This is a genomic window from Brevibacillus laterosporus (genome assembly GCA_007833815.1).
GTDB lineage: Bacteria > Bacillota > Bacilli > Brevibacillales > Brevibacillaceae > Brevibacillus_B > Brevibacillus_B laterosporus_D.
In genome coordinates this window covers 4,289,751-4,303,487 of sequence record CP033464.1, presented here as the reverse complement: position 1 = coordinate 4,303,487, position 13,737 = coordinate 4,289,751, and the positions used below count along the sequence as shown (strand labels likewise).

10 protein-coding genes and 1 pseudogene are annotated in these 13,737 nt (G+C 44.1%); 10 read left to right on the top strand and 1 reads right to left on the bottom strand.

Features of this window, described 5'->3' with window-relative positions:
• Positions 1-14: 14 nt before the first annotated feature.
• The 8 genes and pseudogenes from EEL30_20825 (at position 15) to EEL30_20790 (ending at position 9,377) form a co-directional block, all read left to right on the top strand.
• Positions 15-3,104 carry a DEAD/DEAH box helicase gene (locus EEL30_20825; GenBank protein QDX94511.1) on the top strand — a complete coding sequence of 1,030 codons (3,090 nt, stop codon included), beginning with the start codon at positions 15-17 and terminating at the stop codon, positions 3,102-3,104.
• Positions 3,101-3,976, top strand: coding sequence for a hypothetical protein (locus EEL30_20820; protein ID QDX94510.1), 876 nt, complete (start codon positions 3,101-3,103; stop codon positions 3,974-3,976). Before EEL30_20825 ends, EEL30_20820 begins: the two co-directional genes overlap by 4 nt.
• Positions 3,973-4,677, top strand: coding sequence for a 4'-phosphopantetheinyl transferase superfamily protein (locus tag EEL30_20815; GenBank protein ID QDX94509.1), 705 nt, complete (start codon positions 3,973-3,975; stop codon positions 4,675-4,677). The genes EEL30_20820 and EEL30_20815 overlap by 4 nt, the downstream gene beginning before the upstream one ends.
• 167 nt (positions 4,678-4,844) lie before the next feature.
• A complete protein-coding gene (locus EEL30_20810) occupies positions 4,845-6,365 on the top strand; it encodes an aldehyde dehydrogenase family protein (GenBank protein QDX94508.1) in 1,521 nt (506 codons plus the stop codon).
• A 49-nt stretch (positions 6,366-6,414) separates the two neighbouring features.
• The gene (locus tag EEL30_20805; protein QDX94507.1) at positions 6,415-6,756 is read left to right on the top strand and encodes a DUF779 domain-containing protein; all 342 of its coding nucleotides are present in this window, start codon (positions 6,415-6,417) and stop codon (positions 6,754-6,756) included.
• A gap of 163 nt (positions 6,757-6,919) precedes the next feature.
• Positions 6,920-7,253 (top strand): annotated as a pseudogene (locus EEL30_20800) (hypothetical protein).
• A 115-nt stretch (positions 7,254-7,368) separates the two neighbouring features.
• Positions 7,369-8,064, top strand: a complete 696-nt coding sequence (locus EEL30_20795; protein ID QDX94506.1) for a histidine kinase — start codon at positions 7,369-7,371, stop codon at positions 8,062-8,064.
• 17 nt (positions 8,065-8,081) lie between these two features.
• Positions 8,082-9,377: a serine dehydratase subunit alpha family protein gene (locus EEL30_20790; GenBank protein ID QDX94505.1), complete on the top strand. Its 1,296-nt coding sequence runs from the start codon at positions 8,082-8,084 to the stop codon at positions 9,375-9,377.
• A 206-nt stretch (positions 9,378-9,583) separates the two neighbouring features.
• On the opposite strand, the gene EEL30_20785 is transcribed toward EEL30_20790, so the two are convergent.
• Positions 9,584-10,450, bottom strand: coding sequence for an alpha/beta hydrolase (locus tag EEL30_20785; protein ID QDX94504.1), 867 nt, complete (start codon positions 10,448-10,450; stop codon positions 9,584-9,586).
• Positions 10,451-10,673: 223 nt separating this feature from the next.
• On the opposite strand from EEL30_20785, the gene EEL30_20780 reads away from it, so the two are divergent.
• Together EEL30_20780 and EEL30_20775 are read left to right on the top strand one after the other, a co-directional pair.
• Complete coding sequence (locus tag EEL30_20780) at positions 10,674-12,320, top strand: PucR family transcriptional regulator (GenBank protein ID QDX95842.1); 1,647 nt, start codon at positions 10,674-10,676, stop codon at positions 12,318-12,320.
• Positions 12,321-12,503: 183 nt separating this feature from the next.
• Positions 12,504-13,736: an allantoate amidohydrolase gene (locus EEL30_20775; GenBank protein ID QDX94503.1), complete on the top strand. Its 1,233-nt coding sequence runs from the start codon at positions 12,504-12,506 to the stop codon at positions 13,734-13,736.
• Position 13,737 lies beyond the last annotated feature (1 nt).

Sequence of the window (13,737 nt, the reverse complement as noted above, 5' to 3'; positions counted from 1 at the left end):
GCTGGAGGGCATCAATGACGACGTTGCACGGTATCTGGTTACCAGATGCTTTTTTTCTTTTCTGTTTGCGCGGCGGCGAGATTGTACCCGTCAGTAATTGGATGGAACAATTGTCGACCGAACAACAGATGAAATTGATGAAGTCTGGAAAAGTAGGCATTCGTACCTTTCAAGTACCGTATTGGTTTGATCAAGGGGAATACTATCCGTCCAATAAGCCAAAATTGATGGTACAACAGATTAGCGGCTTAAGTATTACCATGAAAGAAGCTTTACCATTCCTGTGGCAGACAGACGAAGCTATGTTGCAGCATAGTGGTTTTCAACTAGGTGATAGCCTACATTATTTCCGAAAAGTAGCGTACTTTGCTTTACAAATGCTATGGCATGCGAATATCCGTCCCGGAGTGCAGGTACGTAAAGGAAAGCGGTACGGCTATTCAGAGGCAGATGCTACTTGGGATTTAGACGTAACTAAGGAAGAAGTGCGCACATTTTCACATACGTTGGCACTTAGTATGCCAGCCATCTGTCGAGCGTATGACCCACAGAAGACGGGTGGAAGCGACATCATGACAGATCCGCATCACATACAATCGGATTTTTTACAACATGCAATTCAGATTACCGTGCATGATTGGCTGAATATGGAGGCCGAAGAGCTACGCCAACAGATCAGCAAAGGTAAGGGAGATTTCTCTTTGCAGTGGTTACGGGGATTACTAACTCGTGCTATGGAACCCATCGAGGGAACTACGAAGGAATTGCAAAGCTTTAAACAGCAAGTAGATATGTGGACAAAGGGAGAAGGACGGAATAAAAGGGATTGTGTGGGTCAGCATGCTATGCGGCTTTACATGCGGCTTGAACCACCTCAACAGATCGAATTAGAAGTGGAAGAGTTTCCTTTTATATTACATGTGTACCTACAACCCGTTACTGAACCATCTCGCCTTATTTCAGCTAAGGAAATTTGGTTAGGATCTGATGAGGCCGTCGCCTTTTTTGGTAAATGGCTAGGCAGAGCCCAAGAATTTTTGTTGGAACAATTGGGGCGTGCGTCTACACAATTTCCAGTACTACAAGCAGTGTTACGCCAAGGCTTAGTGGAACAAATTCAGTTACCTGTACATGAAGCCTTTCATTTTTTACAAGATACCGCTCCACGTCTGCAAGCAGAAGGAGTTGGTGTTCAATTACCTTCTTGGTGGTTAAAACGTGGTCGCAAACGAATAGGTTTAAAAATAAGAGTCATGCAGGATCACTCTCTTTATTCAGCGGATTCATCAGCCGCTATTCATCGTTTAGGTTTACATGAATTACTCCGTTTTGATGCAAAAGCTGCTTTGGGAGATCAAGATATAAGTTTGACTGAATTGGAGAAAATTGCGGATTCTAAACTTCCTTTTATACAATTACGTGGTGAATGGACAGAGGTAAATCAAGAATCAGTCAAGCGGATGTTGCAATATTTAAAACGAGCGGAGCAAGATGAGATCACGTTGCATGACATGCTCTACTTGATGGCTGAAATGGAAGCAAGCGATGAATGGCAGGATATTCCTGTTGTTGATTTCGAACTTCCAATAGCCCTTGACGATCTATTACATGGACGACTGGAACAGAATTTAGATCATATTGATACCCCACAAGGACTACAAGGGGTTTTGCGTCCCTATCAAAAACGGGGGTATGCATGGTTACAGCTCATGTCCAAATTAGGATTTGGCGTCTGTTTAGCAGATGATATGGGTCTGGGAAAAACGATACAGATGATCACAGTATTGACGGCGGAGAAGCTAACGGCACCGGCAATAATCGTATGTCCGACCTCATTGATGAATAATTGGAGTAAAGAAATTGAACGTTTTGCCCCAACACTACGGGTGTATACTCACCATGGACCAGAACGCTTGCATCAACAAGCCTTGCAAGAAAAAGTAGCTGAACATGATGTTGTGATTACTTCTTATTCCTTAGTGAATCGTGATTTGGCTGATTTAATTGAAATAGATTGGTCCTATTTAGTGTTAGACGAGGCTCAGAATATCAAAAACAGTAAAAGTAAGCAGGCGAGAAGCGCCATGAAAATACATGCCCAACATCGGATTGCGATGACGGGTACACCGATTGAAAACCGATTGAGTGAGCTTTGGTCAATCTTCCATTTTTTAAATCCTGGTTATTTAGGAACCTTAACGCAATTTCGTACGCAATTTACTCTACCCATCGAAAGGTATCGTGAACAGGATCGTATGGAGTCTCTGCGCAAATTGGTGAGGCCTTTTATATTGCGTCGCTTAAAGACAGATCCAAGCATTATTGTGGATTTACCAGAAAAAATCGAAAGCAAAACGTATTGCACACTGTCAGAGGAACAAGCAACCTTGTATCAAGCAGCCGTCAATCAGATGATGCAAAAAATCAATTCGGTAGAAGGAATGCAACGCCGTGGGTATGTCCTTGCCACTTTGACGCATCTCAAACAAATTTGTAATCATCCAGCTTTGTATTTACACCAGTCTGCCGATCATTTGGAGCGCCGTTCTGGTAAAGTACGTCGTGTGACAGAACTTGTTCACGATATTATGGAACAACAGGAAGCTGTGTTACTGTTTACGCAATATGTGGACATGGGAACAATGCTTGCAAATCATTTTCGTGATGTGTTTCAAGAGGACGTTCTCTTTTTGCATGGAGGTGTCAGTAAACAAGATCGTGATGATATGATTGATCGCTTTCAGTCTGGTATGGGACCGCGTATCTTTATTTTGTCATTAAAAGCTGGCGGTGTCGGTCTGAATTTAACCAGAGCAAATCACGTCATTCACTTTGATCGCTGGTGGAATCCTGCTGTGGAGAATCAGGCAACAGATCGGGCTTACCGAATTGGTCAGAAGAAAAATGTTCACGTCCATCGATTGATTTGTCAGGGAACACTGGAAGAGCGCATTGATCAGTTGATGGAATCGAAGCGCGAATTGGCGGAACAGGTCATTCACACCGGTGAACAGTGGATTACGGAGTTGTCTGCAAATGAACTACACTCCTTATTTGAGCTACGTGAGGATTTGATCTGCCAAGAGGAGGATGACTTGTTGTGAACCTGCAAAAATCAAACGTGCAGACAGAGTGGATCGGCCGCTTAAAAGAATTAATTCGAAAAGCAGGTGGATCACAACGTAACCAGCGTGGACGTACCAAAGCCAAAGAGGGCGGGGTATTAGAGTGGCAAGCTTTTGATACCGGTATGATAGCAAAGGTGACAGGGGCGAATCAGGCCCATTACACGGTTTCACTTAGTCCAAAGAAACCGATTAATTCGAGTCGTGATAAAGCTTTTACCATCATCAAACAATCTCCACTTCTTACAGCGCAGTTGTTAGGCGGGACGGTTCCTGAGGAATTGGCTACTAATCTAGTTGAGCAAGGAATCGAAGTCCTTCCAGATTCGTTGGAAGAATGGACTGCCCACTGTAGTTGCCCAGATTTGGCCGTACCATGCAAGCATGTGTACGCTTTGTATTATCAACTACTAGCGGAAGCGGAAGAGGACCCATTTGTATTTCTCGCGTTCCTTGGATTACAGCGTTCTGATATTGTAAGTGGATTTCGTGAGCAGTGGTTGCCACACAGCGTATCCTATGCTGGAGAAGATGTGAAACAACAAGAAAAACTGAGCCTAACAGAACCATCAACACAGCCTGAGCAACTGTATACAAGCATCGATGAGGAGGTGGGGGCTGTGTTTTTGCGTAGAGCGGTTGACCACGGCTCTTTTTTTCAGACAGCACCCCATTTTTCTGAGATGAGTATCTCTTTTGCACAAGAGAGTATTCTACCTGAGCAATTGCTTTTAATCTGGGGACCACCAGCGTTTGCCGTTCGCAAGGAAGCTGCAATGATTGGGGCCCTACAGGAAGTGTATCGGGTTGTAAGCAAGAAAGCTGGAGAGGAGATCGCTACGTTGCCATGAAAGTGTATGCGATAAAAGTTCTCGATACGTATGCCGAGGAGCTGTTTCAAGAGTTGCTTTCTCTGCTCCCGTTTGACCGTCAAGAAAAAGTGAATCGATACCTTAAAAATGAGGATAAATGGCGCTCTTTACTTGGGGAAGTGCTAGTGCGCATGAAATTGGCTCAACGGATGCAACTATTGCCAGAAGAGATTCGCTTTGAGACAAACGCTTATGGCAAGCCATTTGTTACGGGTGAGGGTGCGTGTGAGTTTAATGTGTCCCATTCAGCTAGCTGGGTAGCCATAGCTGTGAGTGCTGTCCCCATTGGCATTGATGTTCAACAAATGAAACCGATTAATTTACAAATTGCCGACCGATTTTTTTCTGAGCAAGAGCGCCAAGAATTGTTTCAGTTACCTGAAGCTGATCAACTAGAATGTTTTTTTAGTTACTGGGCATATAAAGAGAGCTATATTAAAGCAGTGGGAAAAGGACTTTCTTTACCGCTTGATTCCTTTACGATCCAGCACGAGTCCTTAGATTCAGCTTTCGTATATGCTGATGGAAGGCCTACAGGTTATCAATGTCGGGCATATCATGTGGATGAAATGTATAAAGTAGCTGTATGTACAAAAGAGGATCAGTTTTGTGAGCAGGTTACGATTGTGGAGATGGAAGAGTTGGCGAAAGAACTCTTACATAAATGGGTGGAAAAGTGAAAAGAAAGGGTTATTTCATTTTTATGTGATAACCCTTTCTTTATTGTTTATCACCAAACTCTCTTTTTTTGTTTACAAGGTTCTGAAAATTAAGATACTATTTATGGAAGAACGAGCATAAGGTAAAACTATCAACCCTATCTGTAGTATGTGAAGGAGGTTTTCCCATGATCTATGCAAATCCGAATCAACCAGGAGCGAAGGTAACATTTAAAACCAGATATGATAATTATATCGGAGGTAAGTGGGTAGCACCTATTAATGGTGAGTATTTTGATAATGTTACCCCGATTACAGGTAAAGCATTTTGTGAAATAGCCAGATCAAACGCTGACGATATCGAATTGGCACTTGATGCAGCTCATGAAGCTAAAGGCGCGTGGGGCAGAACTTCCCCAGCAGAACGAGCAACGATCTTAAACAAAATAGCCGATCGTATAGAGGCGAATCTCGAGATGCTGGCGGTGGCAGAGACATGGGAAAATGGAAAACCTGTCAGAGAGACACTAGCGGCGGATATTCCACTTGCTGTTGATCACTTCCGTTATTTTGCAGGTTGTTTACGCTCACAGGATAGCTCGGTCAGCCAGATTGATAGTGATACAGTCGCATATCATTTTCATGAGCCGCTTGGTGTTGTTGGGCAGATTATTCCATGGAACTTCCCATTGTTAATGGCTACGTGGAAGTTGGCACCGGCGCTTGCAGCAGGTAATTGTGTGGTGCTAAAGCCAGCGGAGCAAACACCAGTCTCCATCCTTGTGCTAATGGAATTAATCGGTGACTTACTACCTCCAGGGGTTGTAAATGTGGTCAATGGTTTTGGCTTAGAAGCAGGTAAACCACTTGCCTCCAGCAATCGGATTGCCAAGATTGCTTTTACAGGTGAAACCACTACAGGTCGACTTATCATGCAATATGCTTCACAAAATATCATTCCCGTGACATTGGAGTTAGGTGGTAAATCGCCAAATATCTTCTTTGAAAATGTGTGTGCGCAAAATGATGCTTTTTTAAACAAGGCGATTGAAGGATTTGTCTTGTTTGCCCTCAATCAAGGGGAAGTATGCACATGCCCATCTCGTGCGCTTATTCAGGAATCCATCTACGATCAATTTATGGAAAAAGCGTTGGCAAGGGTTGCTGCCATCAAGCAAGGCAATCCTTTGGATACAGAAACCATGATTGGTGCCCAAGCTTCGTCCGAACAAATTGAAAAAATCTTGTCCTATCTAGAAATTGGTAAAGCAGAAGGGGCAGAGTGCTTGATCGGTGGAGAACGAAATCTACTGGGAGGCGAATTAGAAGGCGGATATTATGTCAAACCAACTGTGTTTAAAGGACATAATCGAATGAGAATCTTCCAAGAAGAGATATTTGGACCTGTAGTGAGTGTCACGACGTTCGCTGATGCAGAAGAAGCCTTGTATATCGCAAACGACACTCTGTATGGACTTGGTGCAGGTGTCTGGACAAGGGATATCAATCAAGCCTACCGCTTTGGGCGTTCGATTGAAGCGGGGCGTGTGTGGACTAATTGCTATCACGCTTATCCTGCGCATGCTGCGTTTGGTGGTTTCAAAGGATCTGGAATTGGACGTGAAAACCATAAAATGATGCTGTCTCATTATCAACAGACGAAGAATATACTGGTAAGCTACAGTGATCAAGCATTAGGATTCTTTTAAAAAAGGTATTTTTTCTAACGTTAAACAACGATGAAAATGAGGGGATAACATGGGGATACAGCCAAAGGTGTTGGCAACAGATGCAGCGCTTGCCTTAATCAAAAAGCTTACAGTCAAATATGGTCCCCTCTTGTTTCATCAATCTGGGGGCTGTTGTGATGGAAGCTCCCCGATGTGTTATCCTGCTGGGGAATTGTTAATCGGTGATCATGATGTGCTACTGGGAGAGATCGGCAATACTCCTTTTTACATGAGCGAAGCACAATATGAATACTGGAAACACACGCAGCTCATTATTGATGTTGTTCCTGGGCGCGGAGGTATGTTTTCATTGGAGGGCCCAGAGGGTGTCAGGTTCTTGACGCGGTCGAGATTGTTCGCGAAAGAATAGAAATGATTTATGATTAGGTTGTAGATATAAAAAGGCTTGATCGTCCTGGACGATTGAGTCTTTTATCACGTTTGACGACATGTTATTATCATTTATTCATTCATTTTGTACAATAAACCCGGGAGCTATGGTAGGAGCTTGTTTCGCTGTTGCAGACGCTTTTGGCTTGTTTTGGATTAACGCTGGAGCTGGTTTTGCTCTGGCACTTTGCTTTGCCTTTTTTCCTGGATTGCCGTTTCGATTATAGGAGCGATTGCCTTATCACGTTCGATTACGATGCCCAGACTTGGTGAGGACATTGCAAAGGGACTTGGACAGTGAACCCTCTGGGTGAAGTTGTCGGTACTCTTCTCGTTTTAATTCTAGCAGGGGCAGCGGTTTCGATAGTCGGTGCAGTAGGCTTTGTTGGGCTAATCATATCCCACTTGACCCGTTTTTTGGTCGGTGTCGAAGTGGGTGGTGACGGTTATTGTCAGAGAATGGATAGAATTGTTTGACAGTATATTCAAACAGTTTGGTTGATTAAAAAATGTAGAAAAAATATTATTGTAATGATAAAATCTTATTACCTTTTTTATCTGCTAAAATGTATGGAAAACGGAGAAATACACCATGGATAATAAAGCAGTGTTACAGATGTATGTTCCTCTTGTAACCTTTATCGCCTCGATTGTCGGAAAACACTCAGAGGTTGTGTTACACGATTTATCGGAGCAAGAAACCTCTATTATCGCGATCGAGAATGGGCAAATTAGCGGTCGAACAATAGGGGACGCACCGACGAATCTGGTATTACAGGTTCTACAGGATAAGACCTATTTAAAAAAGGAATTTATTGCAAACTATAAGGCATACGGTAAAAATGGGAAAGTTTTTCGCTCATGGAGCTATTTTATTAAAAACCAGGTAAATGAGCTGATCGGAGTGCTTTGTATCAATTCCGATGTAGAGCATTTTGAAAAAGCGAAAGAATGGATTGATAGCTTTTTACATGTGGAAGAGAAAGAACAGGGGCAAGAGGTAGATCAAGCTGTGCGTAGAGAATTAGAACACCTACCAGAGCACCTGCATGGTCAGGTTGAGGATGTACTTGCGAGCATGATCCATCAAACGATGATGCACATACCTACACCACCTGAGCGTATGACGGTTCAAGAGAAAATGGATATCGTGAAACAGTTGTATCATCAGGGTGTCTTTCAGTTAAAAGGTGGGGTACATGCCATTTCCAAACAATTAAAATCCTCAGAACCCACTATCTATCGGTATTTGCAAAAAATCAAAGAAGAAGAGAAAGACTCATTTTAACGAAAAGGAAGACGGCTATGAAAGATATGAGCAAAAAAATTGTACAGCTATTAGAAAAAGAATTGGTTGTTGCTCTTGGTTGCACAGAGCCTGTAGCTATTGCATGGGCAGCCTCTGTCGCCAAAAGTTATCTAAAAGCCGCCATTACCTCTATTGATGTAACCATTAGTGCCAATGTGATGAAAAATGCAATGGCAGTTGGGATACCCGGTATGCAACAAACCGGCATAGATTTTGTGTCTGCCTTAGGTGCGATGGCAGGTGATCATGAGCGAAAGCTAGAGGTCTTAAAAAACGTACCATTAGAAGCCGAGCAACAGGCGCTCGCGTTCGTAGAAGCAGGCAAAGTTAAGATTGCGTTAGCAGAGACTCCAAAAAAGCTGTACATCGAGGTAACTGTTCACGCGGGCTCTGAATATGCCAAGGTTATCATAGAAGATATGCATACGGAGATTAGACGGATTGAAGTAAGTGGAACAAATGTATTTGAAAAGGAATGCGATTACTATCATGAGCAGGGCGAGCAAGAAAAAGATATTTGCGAGGCCCTGACGTTAGATAGCATCCATCAATTTGTGCAGGAAGTGCCTCTTGATGAGTTAACTTTAGTCAAACATAGTATTGATTTAAACCGGGCTATTTGTTTGGAAGGGCTAAAAAACAACTACGGCCTACAAGTAGGTAAAATTCTGAAGGATAATGTTGCAAAAGGATTATTGTCCGATGACTTGATTACGCATGCAATGTCGCTAACTGCTGCAGGTTCAGATGCACGGATGGCTGGAATCATGCTACCAGTCATGTCAAATTCGGGTAGCGGGAATCAGGGGATTTCAGTAACCATGCCGGTAGTTGCTGTTGCAGAAAAATTAGGATCGCCCGATGAAATTATGATTCGAGCAGTTACATGTAGCCACCTATTGGCCATTTGGATTAAATCAAAATTTGGTAGATTATCCGCATTGTGCGGGGTAACTGTTGCAGGAGCTAGTGCGGCTGCAGCGATTACGTATCTATTGGGCGGTAATCTGAATCAAATTTCTTTTGCCATTCAAAATACAATTGGAAATGTAACAGGTATGCTATGTGACGGAGCTAAAGCAGGGTGCGCTATGAAAGTGTCTACCTGTACAGGAGCAGCTGTACAATCCGCGTTGCTGGCTTCACAGGGTATGGGAGTATCTGGTACAAATGGAATCATTGATGAGGGACTAGAAAAGACCATCGACAACTTCTGTCGACTAGGTAATGAAGGCTCGGGGAAAATGGATGAGCTTATGCTTGAGATGATGGTGAACAAGCAGAAGAAATAACATGTAACAAAGTGTTAGCTGATGGCAAAGTTGAACTGAGAGCATAGAACAGAGCGGGACTAAGGAAGGGGACGTTCCATTTTCATCCGGTTAATTGAAGACTTTTTCTCCACATTTATACCCCCTAAATACAGAGAAAAGCCCTCTTTTTTTCAAAAGGGGGACTTTTCACATCAATCTGAAGACTGTCCTCCTGGACAGTCTTTTTAAGCTAAATGGCAATGTAGAAAGTCAAGAACTTGGGCAAATGCCTGCTGGACGTTTTCCTTGTCCATCTGCCGGTCAAACAAATGGTCCTCGCCGGGAAGGGTTAGGAGAGTGTGCTTGATTCCTGCGCTTTTCAACCGTTCGGCCATAAAAATAGATTCTTCGTAAGGCACGTCATGATCCGTTTCCCCATGTAGAAGCATAGTGGGAGGGAAAGAGTCATCCACGAATTCAACTGGACAAAGCATGTCCAGCTTCTCCTTCTCCCGAACAGGGTCCAGCCCCGTGACCTCCTGAATCCAGATACCTTGCTGACGGTAATATAAATAAAGGCCGAATCTTTGCTGAATGGAACTTTCAGTGAGTGTCTTTCCTGTGATCAACTGATCGACCAGCTGTTTGGGAACAATAGGTTTTTGCAGATAAAACGGACTTGGCCGCGAAGACCAGTCTTCCCGGATATCCCCGTAGCCATAAAAAGAGACGACTGCTTTCAAATCTGGCTCTCTGGACCCCGCAAGCAAAGCAAGATATCCTCCCGCGGAAGAGCCTGCTACAGCTATAGCGGATGGCTCAATGCCAAGTCTGGTCGGTGCTTGTTCACGAAGCCAGCGGAGGGAATCCCGAATGTCTTCGACTATGGTCGGGAGCTTGGTTTCGGGAGCCAGCCGGTAATCGATGGAGAAAACGTGGAAGCCAGCCCGGTTATACTGCTTCACCTGCTCTTTCTGAATCTCTTTTCTCGATCCAAAAATAAATCCGCCTCCATGGATATAGACAAGTACAGGGGAATTGGTTTGGCTGGCGCTGTAAAAATCTCCGAGCAGGTTGATTCCATCAATCGTTTTATAACAAATCGTTTTCACGTCATTTCTCCTTTTGGGTCCGGATCTTCTGTTACTATGTATCTTAACGAAGACTTCCAGTGTTAGTATTGGTATGCTTATAGTACTGTCTTCCGATGAAAGACTCAATAGTCAGTAAAGTTACAGATAAGAAAATGGCGCCCTTTCTCTGCATAAGAGTCGAGAATTATTTCTGATTAAAGGGGTTGAGGATATGGAGTTTAGAGTGGAACATGTACTGAAAATGGAGAGACTGCATGATGCGGAAGTGCTGGGGGGCAGGGAAGGCCTCTCCAATGTGATTGAAGGAATTACCATAATGGAAGCTCCCGACATCGCAGATTGGCTGAAAGGCGGGGAGATGCTGCTGACCAGCCTGTATCCGATCCGCAATTATACGGAGGAGGAACAGCGGGATTTCGTCTTCCGTCTGGCAGACAAGGGAGTCAGCGCCTTGATGATAAAAAATCACCGTTTCGTCAAAAAAATTCCTGATGCTATTGTGGAGGCAGGCGAGAAAACGGCTCTGCCGATTATCCAGATTCCCCAGGACATTCCTTATGTGGACGTGCTTTATCCGGTTATGGAGGAACTGTTTAATAATCAGGTAATGAAGCTCAAATATTTTATAGACGTGCATGACCGATTCACGGCGCTTTCCTTAACGGATGCCGGTCTGGAATCCATTATCACTACATTGGGGGAATTGATCGGAAACCCCGTTGCCCTCTATGACCGGAATTTTGTCTGTATGACGGCTACTTCCTCTTACACGATGCCCACAGTACAAATGGAGCGAAATGTGGAACGTGAGAAAATAGTTGAAACCAAATTCCCGTATTATTGGATGACGGCGAAAATTACGGAACCGGAGACGAAATCCGTTGAGCAGATAGTGGTACCCATTCGGACGGTAAACCGTATTAAGGTGCATCTGATCATCACCGAAGTCTATAAGCGGCTGGAAGAGTTGGATTTTATTGCGATTGAAAATGCCGCTACAGCTCTATCACTGGAACTGGTTAAGCAATTTGCCGTGGCGGAAGTGGAGCGGGAATTTAAAAATGACATTATTGACGACCTTCTTGCGGGGAAAGGCCAGATACTGGAGACGGTGTATCATCGGGCCAATCTGATTGGCTGGGATTTGGACCGTTCGTATGCTGTGCTTTTGTTTCATGTGAAAGAGGAGTTTACCTCTCTAAGCCAAAAAGAAATGAACAAGCCCAGAAGTTCTCGAAGATTGCAGACTAAAACCTTTACCTATTTACACGAAGCTATCCGTTCGCAATTTGGGGACGGTATACTGCGCAGCCGGAGCGATACCATTATTCTGCTTTTACCGGTTGACCAGCAGGAAGGGAAGGGGAAAAACTGGCTGGCTGCTGTAAAGGAGAAAGCCCGTGAGATACAGGGAAATATTCGTGCGAAAGCCAAAGATATTGTAGTGCAGGTTGGCATCGGCAATGTAGCGGAAACTGTAATGGATATTTCCGGAAGATATCAAGAGGCGCAGGATGCACTGGATTTAGGGGGTACGCTCTACGGCAGCGAATCGGTTACCGCCTTTGCTGAGCTTGGCCTTTTCCGGCTACTTTGCCAGTTTCCGGACCCTGCTGCACTAACCTCTTTTATTCCTCCTTCTTTAAGCAGACTTCTCGAAAGTAAGAATGCCATCAAAAATGATCTGCTGCATACGCTCGAGGTATTTTTGGAGCATAACCAAAATGCAGCGAAAGCAGCTCAGGACCTGTTTGTCCATTACAAAACGGTCATGTACAGACTGGAACGGATCAAAGAAATCACCGGTATGGATTTCGAGGATTCGGAAGAGATGCTAGGAGTTCGTGTTGGTATGAAGATTATAAATTTGGTAAAAAACAGAAAATAATACTATAAATCCTAAAAAGACGGGCCCTGTGCCCGTCTTTTTTACCCATGGTGGATAAAGAATCGGTTGGACTTTTATCCACTACTGTTAATGACTCTGCAATAGTAAGCGCTTACACTTGAGGGGAAAGAAGGATAAACGTCTTTTGAATCATTTTCATCATCATAGAAAGGAACAGTGAGTATGGGAGAATTAAGTAAAGATATCATGCAACAGTTAGAATGGCTGGGTCATTTTGGAAAAGACCCTGAAGGAGGCATTTCTCGATTTCTCTACTCCAAAGAATGGCTAGAAGCTCAGAAAGCTTTAGAAGATTGGATGAACAAAGAAGGCTTCGACGTTCATTTTGATGAAGTGGGAAACTTGTTCGGAGGTCTGCAAGGAACGAAGTATCAGGATGAAACCGTTTTGACCGGTTCTCACGTGGATACGGTAGGCAATGGCGGTTTGTACGATGGCCAGTACGGTATAGTCGCCGGTTTGCTTGCGGTTAAATACCTAAAAGAAACATACGGGGAGCCGCTGCGCAATCTACAGGTTGTATCCATGGCTGAAGAAGAAGGTAGCCGTTTTCCTTACGCATTCTGGGGGTCCAAAAATATCGTATGCACGGCAAAGCGTGAAGAAGTGGAAAGCATTGCAGACTTTGATGGCGTAGCCTTCGTGGATGCGATGAGAGAGTGCGGCTTTGATTTTCGCAAGGAATCTACAGAGCTTCGCAAAGACCTGAAAAAGTTTGTAGAAATCCATATCGAGCAAGGCAGTGTCCTAGAAAAGGAGAAAAAATCCGTAGGCGTAGTGCATAGCATTGTAGGCCAGCGTAGATTCACTGTAGAAGTGGCGGGAGAAGCCAACCATGCCGGTACGACCCCGATGGGTTACCGCCAGGATGCTGTTCATGCTGCTAGTACTATGATCTGTGACGTAATGAACCGGACGAAAAACCACGGAGATCCGTTAGTGGCTACGGTGGGCAAAATCGAAGTGAAGCCAAATGTGGTTAACGTGGTTCCGGGTTATGCCTTATTCACTATGGACATCCGCCATACGGAGAAAGAAGTGCTTGTTCAATTTACTGAAGAGGTTACGTCTTCCCTAAAGACCATTGCGGAAGAAATGGGAGTCGAACTGAAGATCGATATGTGGATGGATGCGGATCCGGTTCCTATGGATAAACGTGTGGTCGAAGTGATTGAACGTCAGTGCAAGGAAAAAGGCTTGAATTATAAGTTGATGCACAGCGGAGCGGGACATGATGCCCAGATACTGGCTCCTTTTGTTCCATCGGCAATGATTTTTGTACCGAGCAGAGCGGGGATTAGCCATAATCCGGCTGAGTATACCGAGCCTCATGATTTGGCCGAGGGAGTGAAAGCTTTGATCGGAACTCTTTATGAGCTGGCATATAAAGAATAAG

Excerpts from the sequence above, each read along its gene's own strand:
- EEL30_20825 (QDX94511.1), top strand. The coding sequence starts at position 15 with ATGACGACGTTGCACGGTATCTGGTTACCAGATGCTTTTTTTCTTTTC.
- EEL30_20815 (QDX94509.1), top strand. The coding sequence starts at position 3,973 with ATGAAAGTGTATGCGATAAAAGTTCTCGATACGTATGCCGAGGAGCTG.
- EEL30_20810 (QDX94508.1), top strand. The coding sequence starts at position 4,845 with ATGATCTATGCAAATCCGAATCAACCAGGAGCGAAGGTAACATTTAAA.
- EEL30_20805 (QDX94507.1), top strand. The coding sequence starts at position 6,415 with ATGGGGATACAGCCAAAGGTGTTGGCAACAGATGCAGCGCTTGCCTTA.
- EEL30_20795 (QDX94506.1), top strand. The coding sequence starts at position 7,369 with ATGGATAATAAAGCAGTGTTACAGATGTATGTTCCTCTTGTAACCTTT.
- EEL30_20790 (QDX94505.1), top strand. The coding sequence starts at position 8,082 with ATGAAAGATATGAGCAAAAAAATTGTACAGCTATTAGAAAAAGAATTG.
- EEL30_20780 (QDX95842.1), top strand. The coding sequence starts at position 10,674 with ATGGAGAGACTGCATGATGCGGAAGTGCTGGGGGGCAGGGAAGGCCTC.
- EEL30_20775 (QDX94503.1), top strand. The coding sequence starts at position 12,504 with ATGGGAGAATTAAGTAAAGATATCATGCAACAGTTAGAATGGCTGGGT.